The organism is Aeromonas tecta (genome assembly GCF_000820185.1).
Lineage (GTDB): Bacteria > Pseudomonadota > Gammaproteobacteria > Enterobacterales > Aeromonadaceae > Aeromonas > Aeromonas tecta.
This window is the reverse complement of record NZ_CDCA01000023.1, coordinates 1-25,437: the sequence shown is the minus strand read 5'-3', so window position 1 is coordinate 25,437 and position 25,437 is coordinate 1. Positions and strand designations below refer to the sequence as shown.

Sequence of the window (25,437 nt, the reverse complement as noted above, 5' to 3'; positions counted from 1 at the left end):
GCAATCCGTGGAATTGAGGGTATGCCCCTGAGTTTGCGAGGTTTTCGAGCGGTTGTAAATGGGAAGAACAGTCGGCACCCGGGCGGGTGCCAACTAGAGGAATAACTTAACCGCGACCTTCGGCGATGGCAGCAACGGCAGCCAGCTCGGCGGCTTCCTGCTCTTGCTGCTCGTAGCGGTCCTGGGTGTCCATCACCTGATTGTTCACCAGACCCAGCTCGATCTCGCGCAGGGCGATCACGGTCGGCTTGTCGTTCTCTTCGTCGACCAGGGGATCTTTACCTTGTACCGCGATTTGACGAGCGCGGCGCGCGGCGACCAGCACCAGGTCAAAACGGTTACCTACCTGTTTTACAGCATCTTCTACAGTAACGCGTGCCATGCAGGACTCCAGTGTTTAGGCTTTCTATGATTAGAAAAGCGGTGTTTAAAAATGACGCAAAAGTTTACTTGTTTTTGGCCTATTCTGCCAGTAACTGTTGCAGCAAGTTTTGTTGGGCCTGCTGTTGCTGGCGTAATTCCAGTCGCTGGCACTCGATGATGGCCCTGAGCTGGAACAGCGCCTGCTCAAAGTCTTCGTTGATAATGACATAGTCATACTCGTCATAGTGCACCATTTCGGCAATGGCTTTCTCCATCCGGCCGGCAATCACCTCGGCGCTATCCTGGCCACGCCCGATCAGGCGTTGCTCCAGTTCGTGGCGGCTGGGAGGCAGGATGAAGATGGACTTGGTCGGCAGCTGATCGCGGATCTGGCGAGCGCCCTGCCAGTCGATGTCGAGGAAGACGTCGATGCCCTTTGCCAGGCAAGCTTCGATGGCGGCGCGGGAGGTGCCGTAGTAGTTGCCGAACACCTCGGCCCACTCCAGAAAGTCGCCACGAGCGATCAATTCTTTGAACTCTTCCACTTGTACGAAGTGGTAGTGTACCCCGTTCTCTTCGCCGGGACGCATGGCGCGAGTGGTGTGGGAGACCGACAGCTGCATCTTGCCAGCGTCGTTGTGCTGGGTCAGCAAGGCATTGAGCAGGCTGGATTTACCGGCCCCGCTTGGAGAAGAGATGATGTAGAGAGTGCCTTGCTGCGCCATATCAGTACCTTTAGCTAGACCCGTGTTTTGGTTGTAGCAGAGACCGCCGTCTTGTGCCCTGAAGGGAGACAGTCGATCGCAAAACACGGATAAAAACAGGATCGGGGGGATGTAAAGGCGGCAAATCTTAGCAGATGGCGACGGATAAAAAAACGGCCGGAATCATATTCCAGCCGATCAAAATATTCGTAGCTTGCTGCGGGAGCGTTACCCACAAGCCGCATTCTGCCTTGCCCGGGAGGGGAGGGCCAGCAGGTTATCCCAGCCTCAGGCTTCGGAATTTCCGAGTTCCCGTTCTCCCCGTTAGCGCGGCAGATGCTTATCGGCGCAGAGCCTGTCGAAGGTGGCGATGACGCGCTCCTGGCTTATCTTGGCCATGGCGTCCGGATCCTTGAGGCGGGTACGCCAGCTTAGCTCGGCCAGCGGCTTGCCGGTCTCCTGCTCAATCAGCTCCTGATAGACGCTGACCGCATAGTCGCGGCACAGATAGGGGCCGGTGCGCGCCGGGTTGTGATGGGCATAGAGGCCGATGACGGGGGTTCCCACCAACGTCGCCATGTGGGTGGGGCCCGTGTCCGGCGCTAGCACCAGGCTGGCCTCGGCGATCAGGGCCAGCAGTTGCTTGAGGTTGGTCTGCCCCACCAGATCGACCGGTTTGCTGATACTGAGGTGCTGGATCTGGGCGGCCAGATCCCGCTCCAGTTTGGCCGGGCCGCCGCACAGATATACCTGGAACCCCTTGCCTGCTGCATGATCGGCCAGCGTGGCGTAACCTTCGGCGGTCCAGTTCTTGAATGCCTTGCTGGCGGCGGCGCAGATGAGCAGGGTGGGTTTGCCGGCGATTTTTTCCCGGGCCCATTCGCGCTGTTCGGCGCCGATGGGCAGCTGCCAGTCCGGGGTCAGATCCCGGATGCCCAGCTCTTTGGCGAAGGCGAGGAAACCGTCGAGCACATGGGGTGAGGTGGGGGAAGGTACCCTGTGATTGGTGAACAGCCATTGGCCGTCGTTGGCCCGCTCTTTATCGAAACCGAGTTTGACCTTGGCCTTGATGCCGAGGGTGGCGATGCTGGCGCGCATGGCGGCCTGCAGATGCAGCAGGGCATCGAACTGGCGGCCCTTTAGCCGTTGCCACAGTTCACGATAGCCGCGCCAGCCCTTGCCCTTGTCAAACGGGATGACTTCCACCCCGGGCAAATCGGCAAAAAGTGTCGCTTCGATTTTCCCGGTGATCCAGGTGATGCGGGTCTCTGGCCACTCGCGCTGGATGACGCGTACCAGTGCCAACGCATGGCAGCAATCTCCGATGGCGGAGAGCCGCAGGATACAAATAGAAGAGGGCGGCGTTTGGAACAACGGCATGATGTGGCGCAATGGTGGCAGAATGGATGGATGGCATTATGCAAACTCCCTTGTGGATTGTAAAATTGCGCCAGTTGGCATGCCGGACAGGCACACCCCTTGAATTGAAAAATCGCATTCACTAGCACCGGAACATTCATGATGTTGACACAGACCGTCCATAACCAGATTTGCTGGTATGCCGAAGGGGCCTTTCGCGACCCTTCTCCTGCGTTGTTCGATCCGGTCTGGTGGCAGACCCATCGCCAGGTGGTGGGTTCTGCCATTGGACGCGGGGTGACCTGGTTCGTGAAGGATGAGTCGCGCCATCTGGTGCTGCGTCATTACTATCGCGGCGGCATGGTGGGCAAGGTGGTGCGGGATCGCTTCTGGTTCGAAGGAGTGGAGACCAGCCGCGCTATGGCCGAATACCGGCTGCTGGCCCAGCTGAGTGAGCAGGGTCTGCCGGTGCCGCGTCCGTTTGCGGCGCGCATGGCCAAGCAGGGTCCCTTCTACCGCGCCGACATCCTGATCGAGCGTATCCGTGGCGCCAAGGATCTGGTGGCCCTGCTCAAGCAAGGGTCGATCGCCAGCGAGGTGTGGCACAGGGTGGGCCGGACGGTACGCCAGCTGCATGATGCGGGTGTCTATCACGCCGATCTCAACAGCCATAACCTGCTGCTCGATAAAGAGGGCAAGGTCTGGGTGATCGATTTTGACAAGGGAGAGATCCGCTCCCCCGGCAACTGGCAACAGGCCAATCTGGAGCGGCTACAGCGCTCCTTTGTGAAAGAGTCCCAGTTACACACCAGCTTCCACTTCGTGCCGGAAAACTGGCAGGCACTGATGGCCGGTTATCAGGAACGCATTGGTTGAGCTGAGCGGCTAGCAGGGAAAAGCAGATTGAGCCTGTTGCTCGGCGCAAGAGCCGATGTTACTTATTGAGCAGAGATTCAAATCTGGTGTTGAGGCGAGTGATGGAAAGGCATGAGACTCTTTGGGTTGAGACAGTCACCCGGCTTGAGACACCCCTGATGGCTGAGGCCATGGCGCTGCTGGAGGCCGGGATCTGGACCTGGTCGGTGGAGCAGGGGCTGCGGCGCGATCCTTCCTGTTTGCAATTGCTGGGACTGGATGGAAACGAGCTGGACGATCTCGGCTGGCTGGCACGGGTACACCCTGACGACGGCTCTCGCCTGACGGATGCCATCAGCGCCTGCCAGGCGGGCCACAGCAGCGGGTTGCGGCTCGAGTATCGTATCTTGCACCACCAGGGCCATTATGTCCGGTTGGAGGAGCGGGTGCGCCGTGACGAAGCGGGTCATCTGCTGGGGGTGGTGCGCCATCTCGATCCCGTGACTCCCTTGGTGGAAGATCGCCACGATACGGATCCGCTCACCGGGCTGGAGAGCCGCAGCCACTTCGAGTTGCTGCTGGATGAGCGGCTGGCCAGCGAGAGTGGCAGCTTCTGCCTGTTGCAGTTCACCGTGGATCACCGCAGCAAGATATTGCAGCTGTTTGGGGAGGTGGCCTGTGACGCCATGCTGGCGAAGCTAGCCCGCATCGTACGCCGTGAGCTGCGGCGGGAAGATCCCTTCGCCCGCTGGGACGAAGATGGTTTCATCCTGATGCTGTCACAGACCGATCGGCTGAGCGGACTGGAGATCGCCGAGCGGCTGCGCCTCGAGATTGCCGACGCCAGCTTATTGCCCGAACGGCCGGTAACCGTCAGCATCGGCCTGGTGCAGAGCCAGAGTGCCGAGCAGATCGATCACCTGCTGGCCCGCTTGGCCTCCTGTCACGGTCAGGCCAAGCGGGAACACAACACCGTCGTTGGTTGATTTGTAGTCAGTGCTCACTCACCCGATGATGCCGGTGAGTCCAGAGGGCTAGCATCAGCAGACCTATCGGTTGGTTGATCGTCAGTCTGTACTAGTCGCGGGCTGGCGCTGGCAAACCCAGAGTGAGGCCAGCATCAGCAGGCCGCCGATGGATAGCCTGAGCAGATCGGTATCCTTGCCCCAGAGCACCAGATTGACCAGCAAACCGGCCGGGATCAGGGCGTTGTTCATGATGGCCAGCACACCGCTGCTGACCAGAGTCGCCCCCTTGTTCCACAGGAAGTAGCCGAGCCCGGATGCCCCCACTCCCAGCCAGAGCAGTATGCCCCATTGCAGGTTGCTGGTCGGATATTGGGGCTGGCCCAGCAGCAGCCAGGCGGGCAGCGCTATCACCAAGGCTCCCAGATAGAAGCAGCCAAACACCGCCAGTTGGGGTGGCTGCTGTGCCTCACGTGCCAGCAGCACCTTGTAACCTACCTGTCCCAGGGCGAAGCAGATGTTGGCCCCTTGTACCACCAGGAATCCCATCACATAGCTCTCGGTCAGGCCATCGAAGCGGATGACGGCCGCGCCCAGCACGGCCAGCAAGGCTCCCCACAGATAGACGGGCTTGAATCTGGATTCCAGTAGGTCGTAGATCAGGGTGACGTAGATGGGGGTGAAGATGGTAAACACCAGCACCTCCGGCACCGTCAGCAGCAGGAAGGAGTGGTAATAGAACAGATACATGATGCCGAGCTGGATGGCGCCGAGTGCCATAAGCTTGGCGACCAGATCGGGTCTTAGCCAGCTGCGGCGCAGGAAGGGCAGGAATACCAGGCTGGCGAGAGCGATGCGGGTCAGGACGGAGAAGTAGGCATCCACCTGGCCGGCGAGGTAGACCCCGATCAGGCTGAAGGAGAAGGACCAGAGCAGGGTGACCCCTATCAAGTAGTTCATGTGGTTGAATTGTCGTCAGTTGTCAATTTGGAGGGCGCTATGATGGCCGAGTTGGACGTCACGATCCAGCGTTTATGGGCGCTGTTGCCACAGATCGGAGCATTTGCTTTCGAGGCGAGTAATGGGGCGGGATCCGCCACCGACTGGAACGGTCGGGGTGAGGGAGTGGTGCAGGTGACCGATCATCAGGGGGGGTGGCTGTTTGCCGAGCAGGGGTGTTACACCACGCCTCATGGCCGAGAGTTGGCCATGCACAACCGCTTCTGGTGGCAACGGGGCGAGCGGGGGATCAGCCTGTCTCACCTGCGCTACGAATCGCCCGTGTTGCTGTTCGAGCTATTACCCCAGCCGGATGGGCGTTGGCTCACCGCCGAGCCACACCTGTGTGGCCAGGATCACTACAGCGCCGAACTCAGGCCCGATGAGGAAGGGTTTCTACTCAGCTGGGAGATCACGGGTCCGCGCAAGAACGAGCGTCTCGAGTACCGCTATCGGATGTCGACATAGAGCGCGGCCATAAAAAAACCGGCGCAGAGCGCCGGTAGAGGGGGACAAATCGGAGGTTTTTGTTAAAACGGTCCCAAAAAACAGGAGAGATACACTCTCGTCACACATTCAGTGCCGCCACTCAGGCACTCAGGGCATAGCTCAGCATGGCTTGCAGCTTGCTGTCGAAGAACCAGGGCAGGGTCAGCATCAGCAGGCCGAGCAGTCCGGCCAGCCGGTGGCGATACTGCCAGCCGGCGATCAGTACCAGACCGCCACACAGGGTGGTCAGGATGCCTGACATGGGGTCGCCTCCCGCTGGGAACGACGTTGCTGGGCCCACTGGTTGAGGGCGACCGAACCCAGGATCAGTGCCAGTGCCACGCCTGTGGTGGACTGGATCTGCTCGCCGAGGAACAGGGCCCCCAGCATGACGCCGAACAGCGGCACCAGGTAGTTGCTGAAGGAGGCAAAGGTCGGGCCCGCCTTCTGGATCAGTGCCATGTAGAGGAAGTAGACCAGACCGGTACAGAACACGCCCAGCACCACGACGGCGCTGATGGTTTGAGTGCTCGGCACGGTGAGGGCGCTCAGATCGGTCACGAAGGGCGCGGCCACCAGCAGCTGTACGGCGGAGGAGATCAGGATGTTACGGGCCACGACCACTGGGTGGTCCTTGGCGAAACGCTTGATCATCAGCAGGCCGATGGCGAAGCAGCTGGCACCAAACAGGATGGCAACGGCGCCGAGCAGACCTGCATCCATGCCGTTGGCCAGTTTCGGCCAGAACAGTACCAGCACACCGATGAAACCGATGACCACGGAGAGCAGACCGCCCTTGGTGATTTTTTCACCGGAAACCAACAGAGGTGCCATCAAGATGGTGACAAAGGGGATACAACCCATCACCACGGCGGCGATGGCGCTGTCCACATATTGCTGACCCCAGGCGACCATGATGAAGGGGATGGTGGCGTCGAGCAGGGCGATCCACATATAGGTACGCCAGGGGGTGTGCTCGCTCTTGAGACGCATGAACAGGCAGAGCAGACCCAGGGTCAAGCTGCCGCACAAGGCACGAATGGCGGCCACCATGATGGGGGGCAACTCGGCCACGGCCTGATGCATGAAGATGAACTGGGAGCCCCACAACAGGCCGATCGCCAGCAACAACAGATAGCTACGCATTTTAATCTCCGATGTAATTCGCCCGCGCATTCTATGCAATCTGCTACTATGCCTAAAATGAATTGTCGTCATTCGACTATGGCTAATATCGATGGAACAACCCCTCTCTCGTCTCGACCTCAACCTGCTCACCGTGTTCGACATGTTGATGCAGGAGCGCAACGTCACCCGTGCCGCCGAACGTCTGCACCTCTCCCAGTCCACCGTCAGCCACGCCCTCGGGCGGCTGCGTAGCGCACTGGATGACCCCCTGTTTGTCATGAGCCGGCGCGAGATGATGCCCACCGAGCGCGCCAAGGCGCTGGCCGGACCGGTGCGTCAGGCATTGGCCATGCTGGAACAGGGGTTGCGCCAAGCGAAGGGATTCGAGCCCGCCAGTGCCCAGCGGGTGTTTCGCATCGCCACCCCGGGCTCGGTGGAGCACGGTCTGGTGCCGACGCTGGTGGAGCGTATGCATCGGCTGGCGCCAGCCTGTCGGTTGGAGGTGTGCGAGCTGGCGAGCAGCGATTACGAACGAGAGCTGGAGAAGGGGGAGCTGGATCTGGTGATCGGTTTCGCCGATGCCAATCACCTCTCCCCCCGGCTGTGGCGCGAGGAGTGGTTCACCAATCCGCTGGTCTGTCTGTCACCGCTGGGCAGCACCTTGGCGGACGTGCTGGGGCCGGGGGAGCTGGTGAGCCGCCCCCACATCTACACCTCCAGCTGGGGTCACAGCCAGGCCATGGTGGAGCTCTGGCTGGCCCGCTTCGGGGTGGCGCGGGAGCTGGGGGCCAGACTGCCGAGTTTCATGGCGGTGCCAGAGCTGATGGCGACCGGCCGCTACCTGGTGGTGGTGCCCGAGATGATCGGGCGCCACTTCTGCCGCTACTATCCGCTGCGGCTGCATCAGCTGGAGCCCGCCATCCCCATCGTCTATCTGATGGCGGGCCACCCCCTGAGTGCCCATGACGAGGCGATCGGCTGGTTCAAGAGCCTGCTCCACCTGATCGCCTACGAGCGCTACGGCGCGGCCGCGCTAGGCACTGCGGCTCAGCGCAATCCGGCGAAGTAATCCAGCCCCATGGCGCCCTTGACCTCGGCCAGCACCTCGTCGGTGAGGGCGCGAGCCTCCAGTGTGCCTTGATGCAATAACGCCAGCAGCTGACCCTTGTCGGCGATAGCCGTCTGGCGCCGCGCCCGCATGGGGGCGAGCAGGCTCTGCAGGCAGTCGTTCAACACCTGCTTGCAGCGCATGTCACCGAGGCCGCCGCGCTGGTAGTGGGCCTTCATCTCGGCCACCAGTGCCTTGTCCGGGTGGAAGGCATCCAGATAGGCGAACACCGTATTGCCCTCCACCTGACCGGGATCGCTCACTTTGAGGTGATTCGGGTCGGTATACATGGCGAACACCGCCTGCTTGACCTCGTCGCTCGACATGCCGAGCTCTATGGTGTTGCCGAGGGACTTGGACATCTTGGCCTTGCCGTCGATGCCGGGCAGGCGGCCGGTGTCGCTCAGGATCGGCTGGCACTCGGTCAGCACCTCTTTTCCGACCAGCGTGTTGAAGCGGCGCACTATCTCGTTGGTCTGCTCCAGCATGGGCAGCTGATCTTCTCCCACTGGCACATGGGTGGCGCGAAACGCCGTGATGTCGGCGGCCTGGCTGACCGGGTAGACCAGGAAGCCGGCGGGTAGGCTGCGCTCGAACCCTTTTTGCTGGATCTCGGCCTTCACCGTGGGGTTGCGCTCCAATCGGGCGACGCTGACCAGGTTGAGGTAGTAGCAGGTCAGCTCGGCGAGGGCGGGCAGGGCGCTCTGCAGGCAGAAGGTGGTCTTGGCGGGATCCAGGCCGGCGGCCAGGTAGTCGGCCATTACCTCCAACACGTTGTCGGTCACCTTGGTCGGGTTGTGGCCGTTGTCGGTCAGCGCCTGCAGATCGGCGATCATCACGAACTGGCGGTAGTGGGACTGGGCTTCCACCCGCTGGCGCAAGGAACCGACGTAGTGGCCTATGTGCAGTTTGCCGGTGGGTCTGTCGCCAGTCAGTATGATGGGGTTGTGCATGTCACTCTCTCCGATGGGGGTGGGCCGGGAGGCGACAAAGGGATGAAAACAATTGACCGCCTCTCGGCGGTCACGGTGTTTTCTGTTGGAAATTTCACATAGAAAAGCGGTGCCGCCTGTTTAGGAGCAGCACCACCAGTAATTGTGATTAAAAGCGGTCGTATTCATGGTTAAACAAGCTACGCCCGTTTGATCACTTCTGCAAGGGCACGACCAGCAGATCGCAGGGCACGGTATTCATCAGCTGGCGGGCGCTCGAGGTGAGCAGGCTCCAGAAGCTCTGGCGATGACCACACACCAGCAGGTCTATCTGGTAATCCTTGACCGCCTGATTGACCCGCTCGCTGAGATCGCCGCAGATCACCAGCTTCTTCTCGATGGGGTAGTCCACCGAGGCGAGGAAGGCCTCAAGCTTCTCTTTCGCTTCGGCAATCACCTGATCCTGCACGTTGTCGATGTCGATATCGATCATCTCGGTGTAGAGATCCTTGAGGTCCACGTCGACATGGATCACCGACAACTTGGCGCCGTTGGAGCGGGCCCGGTCGACCGCCTTCTCGATCACCTTGCGGTTATCTTCCGACAGGTCGATCGCGGCCAGTACGTGTTTGTAATAGGTTCCATTCATGGGAGTTCTCCTCACTGATCCTGAGCTCACTATACCAATGTCTGCTGAAACTAAAACGGCGTTGTCGCCACAGTTTCAGGATTTGAATGGGCTTGTTGTACCGCTATGTTGCCGCCATGGAGAAACAATCGCACATATATTGAGCAATAATTTGAGGTCGATCACAGCCGACAGGTTGCCCTGCAAGCAGGAGGGGAATAGGATGTGCCCGTGCTTCGCAATGAACACAAAAACAACAAAAAGCATCTGAATACCGCTTTGGGGAGCCTCGTGCTCCCTCTTGTTTTTCTACCCTCCTTTCTCCGTCCCATCCCCCTTCATATCAAGGTAATCTGCCCTGTCATGGCTATGCTGTAGCCAGTTCAATCGGAGATCCCCCATGATTATTCATCCGCACATTCAGGGCTGCGTCGCCCGCAATTGTCACCCTATCGGTTGCCGCGCCGCCGTCGCCCAGCAGATCGCCAGCGTCAAGGCGGCGGGCAGTTTCAACGGGCCCAAGCGGGTGCTGGTGCTGGGAGCCTCATCCGGTTTCGGGCTGGCGTCGCGCATCGCCCTGACCTTCGGTGCTGGTGCCGACACCCTGGGCATCTCGTTCGAGCGGGGGCCGTCCGACAAGGGGCTCGGCAGCGCGGGCTGGTACAACAACATCTGGTTTCGCCAGGCGGCGGAGCAGGAGGGGCGCCTCGCCATCAACCTGATCGGCGATGCCTTCTCGGACGCCATGCGTCAGCAGGCCATCACCACCATCCGCGAGCAGCTGGGGCAGGTGGATCTGGTGATCTACTCCCTGGCGAGCGGTATCCGGGTGCTGCCAGACGGCACTCAGGTGCGCTCGGTGCTCAAGACCACGGGTCAGCCGTTCACCGGCTGGGGGCTGGATCTGGAGCGAGATGCCCTGGTGCAACAGACCCTGGCACCGGCCAGCCCGGAGGAGATCCGCGACACCGTCACCGTGATGGGCGGGGAGGACTGGCAACTCTGGTTGCAGGCGCTGCAGCAGGCGGATTGTCTAGCTAAGGGCGTCCAGACAGTGGCTTATTCCTATATCGGGCCGGAATCCACTTATCCCCTCTACCGGGATGGCACCATCGGCTACGCCAAGGAGCACCTGCACGCCACCGCCGAGACCATCAACCTGCAACTCGCCGAGCTGGGTGGTCACGCCTGGGTGTCGGTGTGCAAGGCGCTGGTGACCAAGGCGAGCGCCTATATCCCGGTGTTGCCGGTCTATCTCGGCCTGCTGATGGGGGTGATGAAGGAGCGCGGGGTGCACGAGGGTTGCATCGAGCAGATGCAGCGACTGTTCGCCCGTAAGATGTATGGGCCGCAAGGGGTGGTGGCCGATGGCAACCGCTTGATCCGGATGGACGATCACGAGCTGGATCCGGCCATTCAGGCCGCCGTCTCGACGCTCTGGTCCAAGGTGACGCCGGACAACTTCCAGGGGCTTGGGGATTTTGCCGGGCTGAAGCGGGACTTCATGCAGCTCAATGGGTTCGAGTTGCCCGAGGTTGACTACGGGGCGCCGGTGAATGAGTCATCACTGGCCGAGCTGGTGCCCTGATCCCGTTGTGACTGACTGGCGGCGCCGCGCTCAGGCGACGCTGCTGCTCAGTTCGGTCTGCCCCTCGGGATCCTGCGCCAGTATGCTCTGGTTGCGGCCCTGACGCTTGGCCTGATACATGGCCATGTCGGCCCGGTGGATCAGCTGCTGCAGGCTGTCGTCGGCGGGGGAGCGCTCTGCCACCCCGGTGCTGATGGTCATGGGCGGTGCGTCGAAGTGCTCGACCCGCTTTCTCAGCCGCTCCGCCAGGCGCCAGCAGGCGTTGCCATCCAGTGGCATGGCCACCAGAAACTCTTCTCCTCCCCAACGCCCGATCTGCTGCAGATCGGGGGCCCAGTGCTTGAGCTCCTCGGCCAGCCGCTGGATCGCCATGTCACCGGTCTGATGGCCATAGCGATCATTGATCTGCTTGAAGTGGTCGATGTCGATGATGAGCAGAGTCAGCGGCTGCTCCTGCTGCCACTGCTGTTCCAGCCGCTCGAGCAGGGCGCGCCGGTTCGGCAATCCGGTCAGCTGATCGAAGGTGGCGAGAAGGTAGAGATGGCGTGAGTTGCGGTGCAGCCGGTGGGTGGCCAGCCCGAGCAGGATCAGGGCCCCCGTCAGCAACACGACCAGCAGCAGCTGGTAGTAGCGGGCGCTCTGTTGATACAGCAGTTGCTGACGTTTGCGATCGTTCTCCTGTTGCAGCGCTCTGTTGCTGGCCTCGCTACGGGCCAGCTCCCGCTCGGCCTGGAAGACGCTGGCATGCTGGCTCAGGGTCTCGTTGAAGTGCTGTTTGTAATCGTGCATGTATTCGCGCATCACCCGATACGCCTCGGGGTAGCGCCCCAGATCCGCCAGCAGCCTGGCTTGCAGTGCCTTGCCATCGATGGTGACCGGGTGCGTCCTGGTTGTCAGCAGTTGCAGCGCCAGCTGCTTTTCGCCACGGCCTTGCAGCGTCTTGGCCCGGGTCTCCGTCAGGCGAGAGCCTGCCTGTGGGTAGCCCAGTTGCCGATAGATATCTTGCGCCTCATCCAGGCTGTGCCAGGCGGCCTGCCAGTTGCTCTGGGCGTTGAAGGCCATGGCCTGGTAGCCGAGGATGATGGCGCGATAATCCGGCGCCAGCCCCTTGGTGGCCAGCAGAGCATCGAGCAACTGCCGCGCCTGGGCGGGGCTATCCATGTCGATGTAGAGCCGCGCCATGTTGGCCTTGATGATGGCCTGGCCGTTGGGCTCGTTGAGCCGCCTCATCAGCTGCAGCGCGTCCTGATAATAACTTTCCGCCTCCTTGTAGAGGCTGAGATCGGCATAGAGGTTGCCCAGCGTCATCAGCAGTCGCGCGCATTGCAGATGGGCATGGCTGCTCTCTGGTTCATTTCTCTTGAGGTGAAAGGCGGTCTTGAGCTCGGTGATCGCCTCCTTCAGGTGCTGGGTGCGATAGAGCGCAAGCCCCTTCAGGGCGTGCCATTCGGCTTCCTGGGCCGGTTGACCGGTGACGTGGGTCTGGAGCTGGGCCAGCAGATTGAGGGCTTGCTGGGGATCTTCGGTATTCAGGGTGAGGGCCACTTGCTGCAGTTGGAAGTCCAGCAGCCGCAAACTTTCTTGGCGGGCACTGGCCAGCCCACGGGCGCGGGCATTGTCGATCAGCGCCTCCGGGTAGCGGCCAAGGGCCGCCTTGGCCAGGGATCGGGCGTAATACAGCTCCATGTCTTGCCCCGAGTCCGTATCGAGGCGCCGCAAATAGCCGACAGGATCGCGCGCCGCCTGCAATTCGACCTCTTCCAGCAAAGGGGGAGCGGCCTGCAACTGGGTCATCCAGAGCAGCGCCAATGCCATCAGCAATCTCATTGAATCTTCTTCCTGAACATTGGCGTCATCATAGAGACTGGGTCCGGGTACACCATCTTTCTTTGCCTTGCCATGCCTGTATGGGGGGCAGGATGAGATAAGCCGTTATCACATCTGCGATAGCTGACCCATGCGGATGGTTGATTCGTGGTACAACAGTGGCGACAATTGTGACCAAATCACCGTGGAGTACCATCATGTTGGCCAAAGCCATGATCGAGAAGTTGAACGAGCAGATTAATCTTGAATTCTATTCCTCCAATCTCTACCTGCAGATGAGCGCCTGGTGTGAGGACAAGGGCTTCGAAGGGGCGGCAAACTTCTTGCGCCAGCATGCCGTCGAGGAGCGCCAGCACATGGAACGCCTGTTCACCTACGTGAGCGAGACCGGTGCCATGCCGATACTGGGCGCGATTGAAGCACCGCCCCACGAGTTCAACTCCCTCGGCGATATCTTCCGCACCACCCTCGAGCACGAATACCACATCACCAAGTGCATCAACGGCCTGGCCCACGTGGCCTTCACCACCCAGGACTATTCCACCTTCAACTTCCTGCAGTGGTACGTGGCCGAGCAGCATGAAGAAGAGAAGCTGTTCAAGAGCATCGTCGACCGCCTCTCTCTGGTGGGCGAAGATGGCAAGGGTCTCTACTTCATCGACAAAGAATTGTCCGAGCTGGCCAAGGGCGCGCCCGCCAGCGTCATGGATAGCAACGCCTGATAGTCATGGACACTTAGTGCTGCGTCAGTACAATGACGGCCCTCTCGAGGGCCGTTTCTGTTTTCGCCGGCACACTGGGGTATCGGTTTGTGCCCGTGATGACGGCTCTCATGGGTCGTTTTCTTTAGTCGTTTGATGAACAAGGCTGTGATGATGCAAGTGGATGTGGTGGTGATCGGGGCCGGTGCGGCCGGTTTGATGTGTGCGGCCCAGGCCGGCTACCGGGGACGCTCGGTGTTGCTGCTCGACAATGCCAAGAAGCCGGGGCGCAAGATCCTGATCAGCGGCGGTGGCCGTTGCAACTTTACCAACCATCAGACCGGCCCTCATGCCTTCCTCTGCGGTAACCCGCACTTCTGCAAGTCGGCGCTGGCGCGCTACACCCAGCAGGACTTCATCGATCTGGTGGACCGGCACGGGGTGAATTATCACGAGAAGACCCTGGGCCAGTTGTTCTGCGACGAGAGTGCGAAAGAGATTGTCGAGGCGCTGCTCACCGAGTGCGACTGGGCCGGGGTGACCCAGCAATACCAGACCGAGGTCCTGAGCGTGACCAGGCACGAGGCGGGTTTCGTCCTCGATACCAACAAGGGGGAGATCCGCTGTCACTCTTTGGTGGTGGCGACCGGCGGTCTCTCCATGCCCAAGCTCGGCGCCACCCCCTATGGCTTCAAGCTGGCGGAGCAGTTCGGCCTCAACGTGCTGCCGACCCGCGCCGGTCTGGTGCCCTTCACCCTGCATCAAGCCGAGAAGGATGCTTTCGCCGATCTGGCCGGGGTCAGCCTGCCGGTGGTGGTGACTGCGGAAGATGGCACCAGCTTCAAAGAAGCCATGCTGTTCACCCACCGTGGTCTTTCGGGCCCGGCCATCCTGCAAATATCCTCTTTCTGGCTGCCAGGACAGAAGATCCACCTCAACCTGCTGCCGGAGCTGGATATTCCCGCTGCCCTCAGAGGCTGGGCCGAGGCCCATCCGGCCCAGGAGCTGAAAACCGTGCTGGGCCGTGAGCTGCCCAAGCGCTTCGTCGACAAGCTGGTGGAGCTGGGTCAGCTCGTCAACAAGCCGATGCGCCAGTACAACGAGCGGGAGCTGGACGCCATCGCCAGCCTGCTGGGAGACTGGCAGATCCTGCCAAATGGTACCGAAGGCTATCGCACCGCCGAGGTGACTTTAGGTGGCGTCGATACCAACGAGCTCTCCTCCAAGACCATGGAGGCGCGCAAGGTACCGGGACTCTACTTTATCGGCGAGGTGGTGGACGTGACCGGCTGGCTCGGTGGTTACAACTTCCAGTGGGCCTGGTCCTCCGGCTGGGTTGCCGGCCAGTATTGCTGACAAGCCCTCTTGGCTGAGCTATCCAGATCAATCAGGCCGCCCCATAGGGCGGCCTGATTGATTGATGACGCTGTGGCTGGCGCAGGCCGTCTGCGCTGATGGCTCGGCGGCTTGCCCCCTGTTTTCTGCCCGACTCTCTCCGTCCGATACTTTCCTCATTCGTTATCCCGCAAAGCACACCCATTCCCCTACCATCCTGCCGGTGGGCATTAGCCAGAGCGTGCTTAGGCGTTGGCTATCGGCGGCTCGCTAGCCCTTTCTGATCGTCGGCAAAAATATCGTCAGCAGACCGATCAGCGGCAGGTAGGCGCAGACCTGGTACACGGTCTCGATGCTGGTGGCATCGGCCAACTGACCCAGCAAGGCCGCCCCTATGCCCCCCATGCCGAAGGCGAAACCGAAGAACAGGCCGGAGATGGTGCCGACCTTGCCGGGGACCAGCTCCTGGGCGTACACCAGGATGGCGGAGAAGGCCGAGGCCAGGATCAGGCCGATGATGACCGAGAGCACTGAGGTCCAGAACAGGTCGACGTGGGGCAGCAGCAGGGTGAAGGGGGCGACGCCGAGGATGGAGATCCAGATCACCCGTTTGCGGCCGATACGGTCACCGACCGGTCCGCCGAGCACTGTGCCCGCCGCGACGGCAAACAGGAAGGCAAACAGATGGAACTGGGCGCTATCCAGTGACAGGTGGAACTTGTCCATCAGGTAGAAGGTGTAATAGCTGCTCAGGCTGGTCATGTAGAAGAACTTGGAGAACATCAGCAGGCCGAGGATGGCCAGCGACCAGCCGATCTGGCGGCGACTCAGGCCGTTGCCGGCATGGGCCTTCATCCGCTTGTGGAAGCTGGCGGCGTGATGGCTGGACCAGCGCCCGACGAAGCTGAGTACGACCACGCCCACCAGTGCGAACAGCGAGAACCAGGCCGCGCTGGCCTGTCCCTGGGGCACTATGATCAGCGCCGCGAGCAGCGGCCCTATGGCCGACCCCAGGTTGCCACCGATCTGGAACAGGGATTGGGCCAGACCGGGCTGGTTGCCGGCCGCCATGCGGGCGACCCGCGATGATTCCGGGTGGAACACCGACGAGCCCATGCCGATCAGCATGGCCGATAGCAGCACGGTGCCAAAGCTGTCTGCCTGGGACAGCGACAGCAGCCCGAGCATCGTGAACCCCATGCCAAATGGCAATGAATAGGGCATGGGCCTGCGGTCGGTGTAGAGGCCGATCAGCGGTTGCAACAAGGAGCCCGTGAACTGGTAGGTGAGGGTAATGAGGCCAATCTGGGCGAACGACAGGTTGAGGCCGAGCTTGAGCAGCGGATAGATGGCCAGCAGCACCGACTGCATCATGTCGTTCAGCAGGTGCGAGAAGCTGATGGCGGCAATCACCGGATACGTGGTGCCGTGCTGGGAGTCCGCCACCGGGGTCGCGGCGAGTGGGCTGTGGGTGCTGAGGCTCTTTTCCATGAGTGGGTATGTCTGTTGTCCTGAGGATCCCTCTACCATGCCTGATCCTGGCCCATCTGGACATAGCAAAAATGGGCGGGATGCCGGCCTATGTGCAAAGGGGAGATGACCGATCACCGCCCCCATGGATGTGCCCTTGTGCTTTGCCGGTGGAGGCTTAGTATGGGAAAGTCACATGTTCAGTATCTGGGAAGGACCCCGGTTGACCGGATCCTTCCCCCATCGGGGGAGTATATGTTTGAAAGTCTTGGGGTTATCAACGTCTGGACCTATCTGATAGGCCTGTTCTTTATCATCATAGCGCCGGGCCCCAACTCCCTTTATGTGCTACGTACCGGGGCGACCCGTGGCATAGGTCCGGGTTACAAGGCTGCGCTCGGGGTCTTCGTCGGTGATGCGATCCTCATTTTCTGTGCCTATCTGGGGGTGGCCTCCCTCATCCGCACCACCCCGCTGCTGTTTACCCTGGTGCGCTATCTCGGCGCCATCTACCTGCTCTACCTGGGGATCAAGATCCTCCATGCCAACTTCATTGCCAAACGGGACGAGCAGCACAGCGAGGCGGTGCAGGGGGAAAACTACTTCGGCAAGGCGCTGACCCTGAGCCTGACCAATCCCAAGGCGATCCTGTTCTACGTCTCCTTCTTCGTGCAGTTCATCGACTTCAACTATGCCCACACCTGGCTCTCCTACCTGGTGCTGGCGGGCATGCTGGAGGCCATGAGCTTCGTCTATCTCACCCTGCTTATCTTCGGCGGCACCCTGATGGCGCGCTTCTTCGCCCGCAAGCAGGGCATCGCCAGGCTGGGCAACGGCCTGATCGGTCTCTTCTTCATGGGCTTCGCGGCCAGGTTGGCGACCCTCTCTTCCTGAATTCCTCCAGCAGGCTGGCTGTCTCCCGGCCAGTCTGCAACGCCGTTGCTCCCTTGGCGGGTCGTCTGAGGTAAACTGGGCCGTCCAGCGCTGCCACTCTGATGTTTTCTCTCTCCATGGCAGCCGCTGACTCCATACACCTTAATAGTGCGCCCTGGTGGCCGCCGGCCGGAGGGGCCATGCTCGAAAATCAGTTGATGTTGTTGGCGGTGTTTGAACGGGCGGCGCTGATGCTGATGACGCTGTTCCTCTTGACCCGTACCAGACCCTTCCAGCGCCTGTTCCAGAAGCGGGATCACACCCCGGCCGAGCTGGTGATGGTCGCTTCCATCTTCTGCCTTTTCGCGGTGTTCAGCACCTACACCGGCATCGCGGTGGAAGGGGCCCTCATCAACGTGCGGATCATCGCCATCATCGCCGGCGGCATCCTGTTCGGGCCCTGGGTCGGCATTCCGGCCGGGGTCATCTCGGGTCTGCACCGTTACCTCATCGACATGGATGGTCACACCTCGATCCCTTGCCTCATCGCCAGCATCATCGCCGGCCTGCTGGCGACCTGGATCCACCTCAACTGCCGCAAGTCGCGGCTCTGGCTGTACGGGATCCTGGCGGGCATGGCCTGTGAGGGGTTGACCATGCTGCTTATCTGGATCCTGACAGAGCCTCATGCTGTTGGGGTTGAGATTGTTAGTCATATCGCCTACCCAATGATGGTCGGCACCTTGTGTATCGGCCTTATCATCAAGCTGGTACAGGATCTGGACGACGAGAAGGAGCTGATCGCCGCCAAGCAGGCCAAGCTGGCGCTGGATATCGCGAACCAGACGCTGCCGTTTTTCCAGAAGATCGATCGCCACTCCCTCGGCCAGGTGTGCGAGGTGATCAGGCGCGAGATCAGCGCGGACGCGGTGGCCATCACCGATACCCGCGACGTGCTGGCCTACGTGGGGATCGGCAAGGGCTACTACGAGCTGGACGAGCACCACGCCATCAGCGACATGACCCAGCGCGCCGTGCTGCTGGATCAGATCATCATCAACAACGATCTGCGCCAATACCACCTGTCGGATTTTCACTCGGTCATCATCATCCCGCTGCGGGAAAATGGCGTGGTCAGCGGTACCCTCAAGATCTACTTCCGTCGCACCCACAGCATCACCAGTTCCCTGCGGGAGATGGCGGTGGGCCTCTCCCAGCTCATCTCCACCCAGATGGAGGTGTCGCGCATCGAGCAGCTCAAAGAGATGACCCGCAAGGCGGAGTTCACCGCATTGCAGAGCAAGATCAACCCGCACTTCCTGTTCAATGCCCTCAACGCCATCTCGTCGCTCATCCGCATCCGGCCCCAGCAGGCGCGCCAGCTCATCGCCAACCTGGCGGACTATCTGCGCTACAACCTCAACAAGGGGGATGAGCTCATCGACATCCAGGAGGAGCTGCAGCAGGTGCGCGACTACGTGGCTATCGAGCAGGCGCGCTTCGGCGACAAGCTGGAGGTGGTGTTTGAGGTGGATGACGTGCACATTCAGGTGCCGAGCCTGTTGCTGCAGCCGCTGGTAGAGAACGCCATACTGCACGGCATCCAGCCCCGCAGCGCGCCGGGCCGGGTCACCATAGAGGTGAAGCAGCTGGCGGGTGGCATCCGGGTGGCGGTGCGCGATACCGGTTACGGCATCAGTCAGGCGGTGATCGACGGGGTGGCCGCCGGTCGGGTGGAGAGTCGCAGCATCGGCCTGATGAACGTTCATCAGCGGGTCAAATTATTGTATGGGGATGGGTTGCAGCTCAAACGGCTCGAGCCCGGCACCGAAGTCTGTTTCTATCTGCCGGATCCGGAGGCCATGCCGTGCTGAGAGTTATCGTAGTGGAAGATGAGTGCTTGGTTCGAGAAGGGCTGGCCTGTTTGCTGAGTCTGGAGGTGATGCCATGTTGAGAGCCATCATAGTCGAAGACGAATACCTGGCGCGGGAAGAGCTGGTCTATCTGGTGAACCAGCACAGCACCATCGAGATAGTGGCGAGCTTCGAGGACGGGCTGGAGGCATTCAAGTACCTGCAGGATCACGAGGTGGACGTGGTGTTTCTGGATATCCAGATCCCCTCCATCGATGGTCTGCTGCTGGCCAAGAATCTGCACAAGTCGAGCCACCCGCCCCACATCGTGTTCGTCACCGCCTACAAGGAGTTCGCGGTAGAGGCGTTCGAGCTGGAGGCGTTCGACTATATCCTCAAGCCCTACAACGAGCCGCGCATCATCAACCTGCTGCAAAAACTCGAGCATGCCGGCAAGTTGCAATCCAGTCAGGGGAGCGAGCCAAGCGGGGAGGGGAGCGGCAACCAGAATCGCACCGTCAACCTGGTGAAGGGGGAGCGCATCATAGTCACCCCCTGCGAGCAGATCTACTATGCGGAGGCGGACGAGAAGCTGACCTATGTCTACACCCGCACCGATCGCTACGTGATGACCATGACCATCAGTGAGTTCGTCAGTCGGCTACCGGCGGAGGGCTTCTTTCGCTGTCATCGCTCCTATTGCGTCAATATCAACAAGATCCGCGAAATCGTGCCCTGGTTCAATAGTACCTACCTCATCCGGCTCCATGATTTGCCATTCGAGGTACCGGTCAGTCGCAGCAACATCAAGGCATTCCGTCAGCTGATGCGGCTCTGATTGTCATTCATTCCCGCCGATCTGCATTTCATGCCTTATTCGGTCTGCAACTGATGCGTCTTGCCTATAGTGGGCTCAATTTCCCGAGTCCACCGACCGAGACGCATCATGACCAAAGAGATGAACCGCACCCGGTACCTGACCCTGATAGGTACCATCATTACCCAGTTCGCCCTGGGCTCTGTTTACACCTGGAGCCTGTTCAACGCCCAGCTCTCCGACAAGCTCGACGAGCCGGTCAGTCAGGTCGCCTTCGCCTTCGGTCTGCTCAGCTTGTCGCTGGCGGTCGCCTCTTCCCTGGCGGGCAAGCTGCAGGAGCGGTTCGGGGTGCGCAACGTCACCCTCGGCGCCGGCGTGCTGCTCGGCATCGGCTTCTTCCTCACCGCCCATGCCAGCAACCTGGCCATGCTCTATCTCTGTGCCGGCATCCTGGTGGGTTTCGCCGACGGTACCGGCTACCTGATGACCCTCTCCAACTGCGTGAAGTGGTTCCCGGAGCGCAAGGGGCTGATCTCCGCCTGCTCCATCGGTGCCTACGGCCTCGGTAGCCTGGGTTTCAAGTACATCAACCTGCTGCTGCTGTCGAACAACGGCCTGGAAGCTACCTTCCAGCTGTGGGGCCTGATCGCCATGTCCATGGTGCTGGTGGGCGGCATGCTGATGAAGGATGCGCCCAAGCAGGCTGCCTCCCTGCAGCAGACCGAGAGCCGCGATTTCACCCTGGCCGAGGCGATGCGCAAACCGCAGTACTGGATGCTGGCGCTGATGTTCCTCACCGCCTGCATGAGTGGCCTCTACGTCATCGGCGTGGCCAAGGATATCGGCGAGAAGATGGTGGGTCTGCCGGGCTCGGTAGCGGCCAACGCCGTCGCCATCATCGCCATGGCAAACCTGGGTGGTCGACTGGTGCTGGGCATACTGTCTGACAAGATGTCTCGCATCCGGGTTATCACCATCGCCCAGCTGATCACCCTGGTGGGCATGGCGCTGCTGCTGTTCGTGCCGCTCAATGCCAACCTGTTCTTCGTGGCGGTGGCCTGCGTGGCCTTCAGCTTCGGCGGCACCATCACCGTCTACCCCTCCCTGGTGAGCGACTTCTTCGGCCTGAACAACCTGACCAAGAATTACGGTGTCATCTACCTTGGCTTCGGGCTTGGCAGCATCATTGGCTCCATAGTCGCGTCCCTGTTCGGTGGCTTCATGGCGACCTTCAACCTCATCCTGGTGCTGATGGTGGTGGCGCTGGTGCTCTCCCTCACCATTCGCCTGCCGGCCCCCAAGGCCAGCTACGCCGACTGAAGCTGAAACTATTGATAAATCTGACAAACCGGCGCCCATGGGTGCCGGTTTTTGTTTTTGTGAGTAAAAGACGTATAGATGGCTAAATCGCTATACTCTTTTGTCCCCCTTTCCTATAATCCCCCCGCTTTGGCGCATCATGCTTAATAGGGAATCCGGTGAAAATCCGGAGCTGGCGCGCAGCGGTAAGGGGGAACGAAGCGACATCCGGGCACTGCCGCAAGGCGGGAAGCCGTCGCCTAGGCACTTGGCCCCCGAGTCCGAAGACCTGCCAAAGTTCGTATTTCTGGCCGAGAGAAACCGGCCAAGGAATAGATACTTACGCGAACTTAAGGATCTGTGATGTCCAAGAAATTTTGGGTGGCTGCCCTGTTGCCGACGGCCGCCTTTGCCCAGTCCCCCCTGCCTGCCAATGACACTATGGTGGTGACCGCCAACCGGGTCGAGCAGCCTGCCAATTCGGTGCTCGCCCCCGTGGTGGTGATCGATCGTGCCGAGATCGAATCTCGCCAGGTGTCCAGTCTGCCAGATCTGTTGAAAACCCTGCCTGGGGTGCAGATCACCACGCTAGGTGGCCGTGGCAATGTCAGCAGCCTGTTTATCCGTGGCACCAACTCCAATCACTCTCTGGTGTTGATGAATGGTCGTCCCATCGCTGCCATGGTGGCCGGCACGCCGGATCTCAGCCAGATCCCGCTCGGCAACATCGAACGCATCGAATACATTCGCGGCCCGCGTGCCGCCGTCTATGGTGCCAATGCCATCGGCGGTGTCATCAACCTGATCACCCAGACCTCGGCCAAGAACGGCAGCGAAACTCACCTAAAGGGTGGGGTCGGCAGCCATGGCTACGGTCAGGGTCAGGTGCGTACCGTGCAGGCCCTGGGTGAGCAGACCGACATGAACATGCTGCTCGGCTATGAGCGTACCGACGGCTTCGACGTGGTCGCCGGTGCCCAGCAGCCGGATCGGGACGGCTTTGACAGCCTGAACGGCCAGTTCGGTCTGAACCACGCCTTCAACGAGGCCTGGAGCGCCGACTTCAATGCGCAGGGTTATGACAACCAAACCGAGATGGACGATCCCTATCTGTCGGCGGATCAGAGCCGGGTGCAGGCCTTCCAGTACGACGGTGGCCTCAAATACCAGCGTGGCGACCTGACCAGCCGACTGGAGGCCAGCTATGGCGAGAACAAGTTGAAGAGTTGGTGGGAGGGCAATGGGGAGTCCAGTGCCGAGCCCATCCATACCGGCCTGACCCGCTTCTCCTGGATCAACAGCTGGACTGGTGTGGAAGGGCTGATGCTGACCGGCGGTGCCGACTGGCAGCAGGAGCAGATGAAATCTGACTCGCGCAGCTACGGTCAGTCGTTCGATGCGCCGGATCGCGACAACACCGGCTTGTTTGCCGTCGGCAGCTATCGCTGGCAGGCCCTGCAGTTTGAGTTGTCCGGTCGCACCGATGACAACAAGCAGTACGGCCGCCACAATACCTGGGCCGCCGCCACCGGTCTGGATATCAACGATAACCACAATGTGCGTCTGAGCTATGGCACCGCCTTCAAGGCGCCGACCTTCCTCGACCTCTATTACCCAGGCTACGAGAACCCGGATCTGAAGCCGGAAGAGAGCAAGAACCTGGAGCTGGACTTCTCCGGCCGCTACACCGCCTGGGACTGGTCTGTGAACCTCTATCGCAACCAGATCCAGAACCTGATTGCCTGCCAGAGCGCCTTCTCCACCTGCAAGCCGGACAACACGGATGCGGAGATCCGGGGGGTAGAGGTTGCTGTCGGTCTGGAAACCGGCCCGCTCCATCATGACCTGAGCTTCGATTACACCAAGACCGAAGACAAGAATGATGGCGATCAGCAGTTGCTGCGCCGTGCCAAGCAGAAGGCCAGCTGGCTGACTCAGGTGCAGCTGGGACAGGTCGATCTGTCGACCGAGCTGCTCTATGTTGGCAAGCGGGATGACAAGAACTTCAGCAGCTTCCCCGCCGAGCGGGTGGTGCTGGGTTCTTATACCCTGGTCAACCTGGGCGCCAGTTACGATGTGCTGCCTCAGCTGACCCTGGGTGGCCGCATCGACAACCTGTTCGATCGTGACTATGCCCCGGCCTATGGCTATGCCTCACCGGGTACCGAGTTCAAGCTGACGGCAGACTATCGTCTCTGATCCAGGCTTCTGCTTATATAGAGAAGAAAAGCGAGGCCCCGCCATGTGCGGGGCCTTTTCTATTGGTCATCGGCGGGAGTATGATCGCCGCCTCGCATTCAAGGGGGAGCTCAGGTGGCCAATATTCTAGTGTTCGATTCAGGCATGGGCGGTTTGACCGTCTATCGCGAGATCCGCCGCACCTTGCCGGCACACAACTATATCTACTGCTTCGACAATGCCCACTTCCCTTATGGCGAATTGAGTGAGCCGGATCTGATCGCCGCCTGTTGCCGATTGGTGACCCACATGGTGGCCGAGCATCACATCGATCTGGTGGTGATCGCCTGCAACACCGCCAGCACCATAGCACTGCCCTCCTTGCGCGCCGCCCTGACCATTCCGGTGGTGGGTGTGGTGCCTGCCATCAAGCCGGCCGCCGCCTTGACCCGCAATGGTTGCATCGGCTTGCTGGCAACCCCGGGTACCGTCAGTCGTGCTTACACCCATCATCTCATCGCCCAGTTCGCACCGGGCAAGCAGGTGTTGCTCAAGGGCGTGACCGAGCTGGTGATCGAAGCCGAGCACAAGCTGGCCGGTCGACCGGTCAACATGGTGTTGTTGCGCGAGGTGCTGGCGGACTGGATAGAAGGGGATGCGAAACCCGATACCATGGTATTGGGCTGTACCCATTTCCCGCTGCTCGATGACGAGATCCGGCAATTGATGCCAGACTGCCAGCTGGTGGATTCGGGTAATGCGGTGGCGAGAAGGGTGGCCCATCTGCTGGCTGCTGTGCCTGCGGCCATTCCTGTGGCAGGACAGGGCAGGGCATATTGCACCCGACTGGATGCACAGGCCCAAAAACTGACAGCCCCCTTGCAAGCATGGGGGCTGTCATCACTCGAAGAGGTAGAGTACTGAGTTATCCGGCGTCGACGTCGCTGCCTTCTCGCTCATCCCTGTCCCGCTTGTCATTGGCTTCACGTACCTTGAGGGTGCGTTGCTGATACTCCTTGTCATTGAGTGCGGTGATCGCCTTGGCCGCATCGGCGGCGGGCATCTCCACAAATCCAAAGCCCCGGCGCTTGCCGGTGGCCTTGTCTTTCATCAGACGGACGGAAATCACCTGGCCTTGCTCGGCAAACAACTCACGCACGGCGATCTCGTTGGCGCGATAGGGCAGGTTGCCTACATATAAGGTACAAGTCTCTTGGTTGGAGCTCTGCTCGACCGCGGCAGCAGAGGTCCGCTTAAGGAACAGCGGTACGACGAAACCGCCAATGGCCAGACCCACGGCAAAAATCACTTCGGCTTTCAAAGAAAACTGCAGGGCCTGGGCAACCAGATAACCGACCAGCGCCAACACCAGAGCGAGAACGGCCGCCTGCACATATACGGGAAACTTGGATAAATTCATCTTTAAAGACCTTTTGTAAATGAAAGCAAAAAAGGTGCAACACTCTATTCACCTCCATGGTAACCAGCTTTACCGCCTGGCGCTACCATGGACCACTTGGGACACATTATCCGCTTCAGTATGGCATTCCTTAATACCGGAAGACCTACTTAAATAACCATAAAACAGAGCTGAAATCATCGGCTTGTGGATAACACTGTATATATACACTGGGTAAGCTGTTTCTAACTGGATAATTTGAAGTTTCCGTGACTTTCTTCAAGAAACGGCTTGTCATCGCGCCGCCGTTCCCTATAATGCGCCCCTACCAGCACGGCACAACACGCCGGGTTGATGAGCTAGCTTCACAGTGAAGCGGGCGCCGAAAGAAAAGCGAAAACAAGTGCTTGACTTTCGAAGTGAGAAGCGTAATATGCGCCTCCTCAACGCGATAAGCGTGACGCTCTTTAACAATTTGAATCAAGCAATCTGTGTGGGCACTCACAGCATCGACCATCAAAATTAATTTTTGATTTTCAATGTCTGGTGAAGTGACCAAGACGATTT

Annotated in this window: 25 protein-coding genes and 1 riboswitch; of the genes, 13 read left to right on the top strand and 12 right to left on the bottom strand. The window is 60.3% G+C overall.

The features are described 5' to 3' along the window. Positions 1-106: 106 nt before the first annotated feature. The 3 genes from rpoZ to BN1137_RS08540 all read right to left on the bottom strand — a co-directional run bounded on the left by rpoZ (position 107) and on the right by BN1137_RS08540 (position 2,447). Positions 107-382 carry a DNA-directed RNA polymerase subunit omega gene (rpoZ, locus tag BN1137_RS08550; protein WP_005307060.1) on the bottom strand — a complete coding sequence of 92 codons (276 nt, stop codon included), beginning with the start codon at positions 380-382 and terminating at the stop codon, positions 107-109. 79 nt (positions 383-461) lie between these two features. Then, complete coding sequence (gene gmk, locus BN1137_RS08545) at positions 462-1,088, bottom strand: guanylate kinase (protein ID WP_050718202.1); 627 nt, start codon at positions 1,086-1,088, stop codon at positions 462-464. Positions 1,089-1,391: 303 nt separating this feature from the next. Further along, positions 1,392-2,447 carry a glycosyltransferase family 9 protein gene (locus tag BN1137_RS08540; RefSeq protein WP_050718262.1) on the bottom strand — a complete coding sequence of 352 codons (1,056 nt, stop codon included), beginning with the start codon at positions 2,445-2,447 and terminating at the stop codon, positions 1,392-1,394. 141 nt (positions 2,448-2,588) lie between these two features. On the opposite strand from BN1137_RS08540, the gene BN1137_RS08535 reads away from it, so the two are divergent. Together BN1137_RS08535 and BN1137_RS08530 are read left to right on the top strand one after the other, a co-directional pair. Further along, positions 2,589-3,302: a 3-deoxy-D-manno-octulosonic acid kinase gene (locus BN1137_RS08535; protein WP_050718261.1), complete on the top strand. Its 714-nt coding sequence runs from the start codon at positions 2,589-2,591 to the stop codon at positions 3,300-3,302. A gap of 158 nt (positions 3,303-3,460) precedes the next feature. Continuing rightward, entirely contained in the window at positions 3,461-4,267 is an 807-nt protein-coding gene (locus tag BN1137_RS08530; protein ID WP_157433684.1) for a sensor domain-containing diguanylate cyclase, read from the top strand. 81 nt (positions 4,268-4,348) lie between these two features. Here the strand turns inward: BN1137_RS08530 and BN1137_RS08525 are convergent, their stop codons facing one another. Next, positions 4,349-5,206 carry a carboxylate/amino acid/amine transporter gene (locus tag BN1137_RS08525; protein WP_050718200.1) on the bottom strand — a complete coding sequence of 286 codons (858 nt, stop codon included), beginning with the start codon at positions 5,204-5,206 and terminating at the stop codon, positions 4,349-4,351. Between the two features lie 42 nt (positions 5,207-5,248). On the opposite strand from BN1137_RS08525, the gene BN1137_RS08520 reads away from it, so the two are divergent. Further along, complete coding sequence (locus BN1137_RS08520; protein WP_050718260.1) at positions 5,249-5,713, top strand: DUF6314 family protein; 465 nt, start codon at positions 5,249-5,251, stop codon at positions 5,711-5,713. A 121-nt stretch (positions 5,714-5,834) separates the two neighbouring features. Here the strand turns inward: BN1137_RS08520 and BN1137_RS22385 are convergent, their stop codons facing one another. Both BN1137_RS22385 and BN1137_RS08515 read right to left on the bottom strand, forming a co-directional pair. Next, positions 5,835-5,996 (bottom strand): hypothetical protein, encoded by a 162-nt coding sequence (locus tag BN1137_RS22385; protein ID WP_157433683.1) that lies wholly within the window; start codon positions 5,994-5,996, stop codon positions 5,835-5,837. Then, on the bottom strand, positions 5,981-6,880 hold the full coding sequence (locus BN1137_RS08515) for a DMT family transporter (RefSeq protein ID WP_050718199.1): 900 nt from the start codon (positions 6,878-6,880) through the stop codon (positions 5,981-5,983). Before BN1137_RS08515 ends, BN1137_RS22385 begins: the two co-directional genes overlap by 16 nt. Positions 6,881-6,971: 91 nt before the next feature. Between BN1137_RS08515 and BN1137_RS08510 the strand changes: the two genes are divergently transcribed. Beyond that, positions 6,972-7,931, top strand: a complete 960-nt coding sequence (locus tag BN1137_RS08510) for a LysR family transcriptional regulator (RefSeq protein ID WP_050718198.1) — start codon at positions 6,972-6,974, stop codon at positions 7,929-7,931. Here BN1137_RS08510 and trpS read toward each other — a convergent pair. Both trpS and BN1137_RS08500 read right to left on the bottom strand, forming a co-directional pair. After that, positions 7,910-8,923: a tryptophan--tRNA ligase gene (trpS, locus tag BN1137_RS08505; protein WP_050718197.1), complete on the bottom strand. Its 1,014-nt coding sequence runs from the start codon at positions 8,921-8,923 to the stop codon at positions 7,910-7,912. The two genes, BN1137_RS08510 and trpS, sit on opposite strands and share 22 nt — an antisense overlap. A 193-nt stretch (positions 8,924-9,116) precedes the next feature. Further along, positions 9,117-9,551 (bottom strand): universal stress protein, encoded by a 435-nt coding sequence (locus BN1137_RS08500; RefSeq protein WP_033130880.1) that lies wholly within the window; start codon positions 9,549-9,551, stop codon positions 9,117-9,119. Positions 9,552-9,930: 379 nt separating this feature from the next. Between BN1137_RS08500 and fabV the strand changes: the two genes are divergently transcribed. Further along, positions 9,931-11,118, top strand: a complete 1,188-nt coding sequence (gene fabV / locus BN1137_RS08495) for an enoyl-ACP reductase FabV (RefSeq protein ID WP_050718196.1) — start codon at positions 9,931-9,933, stop codon at positions 11,116-11,118. Between the two features lie 30 nt (positions 11,119-11,148). Here fabV and BN1137_RS08490 read toward each other — a convergent pair whose 3' ends face one another. Continuing rightward, on the bottom strand, positions 11,149-12,933 hold the full coding sequence (locus BN1137_RS08490; RefSeq protein WP_050718195.1) for a diguanylate cyclase domain-containing protein: 1,785 nt from the start codon (positions 12,931-12,933) through the stop codon (positions 11,149-11,151). Positions 12,934-13,142: 209 nt separating this feature from the next. Between BN1137_RS08490 and ftnA the strand changes: the two genes are divergently transcribed. Further along, entirely contained in the window at positions 13,143-13,667 is a 525-nt protein-coding gene (gene ftnA, locus BN1137_RS08485) for a non-heme ferritin (protein ID WP_050718194.1), read from the top strand. Between the two features lie 150 nt (positions 13,668-13,817). After that, the gene (locus BN1137_RS08480) at positions 13,818-15,002 is read left to right on the top strand and encodes a BaiN/RdsA family NAD(P)/FAD-dependent oxidoreductase (protein ID WP_050718193.1); all 1,185 of its coding nucleotides are present in this window, start codon (positions 13,818-13,820) and stop codon (positions 15,000-15,002) included. Positions 15,003-15,251: 249 nt separating this feature from the next. On the opposite strand, the gene BN1137_RS08475 is transcribed toward BN1137_RS08480, so the two are convergent. Beyond that, positions 15,252-16,472 carry an MFS transporter gene (locus tag BN1137_RS08475; protein WP_050718192.1) on the bottom strand — a complete coding sequence of 407 codons (1,221 nt, stop codon included), beginning with the start codon at positions 16,470-16,472 and terminating at the stop codon, positions 15,252-15,254. Between the two features lie 234 nt (positions 16,473-16,706). On the opposite strand from BN1137_RS08475, the gene leuE reads away from it, so the two are divergent. The 6 genes from leuE to murI all read left to right on the top strand — a co-directional run bounded on the left by leuE (position 16,707) and on the right by murI (position 24,395). Next, complete coding sequence (leuE, locus tag BN1137_RS08470) at positions 16,707-17,345, top strand: leucine efflux protein LeuE (RefSeq protein ID WP_050718191.1); 639 nt, start codon at positions 16,707-16,709, stop codon at positions 17,343-17,345. Between the two features lie 179 nt (positions 17,346-17,524). Next, positions 17,525-19,198 carry a sensor histidine kinase gene (locus BN1137_RS08465; protein ID WP_050718190.1) on the top strand — a complete coding sequence of 558 codons (1,674 nt, stop codon included), beginning with the start codon at positions 17,525-17,527 and terminating at the stop codon, positions 19,196-19,198. Positions 19,199-19,271: 73 nt separating this feature from the next. Further along, entirely contained in the window at positions 19,272-20,015 is a 744-nt protein-coding gene (locus tag BN1137_RS08460; protein ID WP_050718189.1) for a LytR/AlgR family response regulator transcription factor, read from the top strand. A gap of 108 nt (positions 20,016-20,123) precedes the next feature. Beyond that, positions 20,124-21,314 (top strand): L-lactate MFS transporter, encoded by a 1,191-nt coding sequence (locus tag BN1137_RS08455; RefSeq protein ID WP_050718188.1) that lies wholly within the window; start codon positions 20,124-20,126, stop codon positions 21,312-21,314. Positions 21,315-21,427: 113 nt separating this feature from the next. Beyond that, a riboswitch (cobalamin riboswitch) is annotated at positions 21,428-21,604 on the top strand. 52 nt (positions 21,605-21,656) lie between these two features. Beyond that, complete coding sequence (locus tag BN1137_RS08450; protein WP_050718187.1) at positions 21,657-23,492, top strand: TonB-dependent receptor domain-containing protein; 1,836 nt, start codon at positions 21,657-21,659, stop codon at positions 23,490-23,492. 114 nt (positions 23,493-23,606) lie between these two features. Next, positions 23,607-24,395 carry a glutamate racemase gene (gene murI, locus BN1137_RS08445; protein WP_050718186.1) on the top strand — a complete coding sequence of 263 codons (789 nt, stop codon included), beginning with the start codon at positions 23,607-23,609 and terminating at the stop codon, positions 24,393-24,395. Position 24,396: 1 nt separating this feature from the next. On the opposite strand, the gene BN1137_RS08440 is transcribed toward murI, so the two are convergent. Both BN1137_RS08440 and BN1137_RS22845 read right to left on the bottom strand, forming a co-directional pair. Then, the gene (locus BN1137_RS08440; protein ID WP_050718185.1) at positions 24,397-24,891 is read right to left on the bottom strand and encodes an RNA recognition motif domain-containing protein; all 495 of its coding nucleotides are present in this window, start codon (positions 24,889-24,891) and stop codon (positions 24,397-24,399) included. Between the two features lie 304 nt (positions 24,892-25,195). Further along, positions 25,196-25,437: hypothetical protein (locus BN1137_RS22845; RefSeq protein ID WP_232306910.1), on the bottom strand; the 242-nt coding region annotated here is incomplete at its 5' end.